1 protein-coding gene is annotated in these 271 nt (G+C 52.8%); it reads right to left on the reverse strand.

The annotated features are described in order from the left end of the window. Positions 1-271, reverse strand: a 271-nt coding sequence (locus P9217_RS30205) for a DedA family protein (RefSeq protein WP_278088333.1), incomplete at both ends; no start/stop codon positions are given.

Genomic DNA, 271 nt, shown 5'->3' on the forward strand with positions numbered 1-271 from the left:
GCGGACGCGTCGGGCCAACAAAACGACCGACCAGAATGGTGAACATGCTGTGTTGATGCAACGCATGTTCAGTTTTATCAAGTAGTGCTTTGTTTTTCTTCAGAAATGACCAGCGATGCAACGGCTTTTTAAAACGCCAACCCAGCCAGAAAGAAATCCAGTCGCCCATCAAGCAGCCAATAATCCCTGCCAGCCAGGCGTGCCAGAAACTTAACTCGCCGCTGCCAATCAGCGCTCCCAGCCCCGCCATCAGCACCGTACCGGGTAGAAT

The organism is Mesorhizobium sp. WSM4989, assembly GCF_029625795.1.
GTDB lineage: Bacteria > Pseudomonadota > Alphaproteobacteria > Rhizobiales > Rhizobiaceae > Mesorhizobium.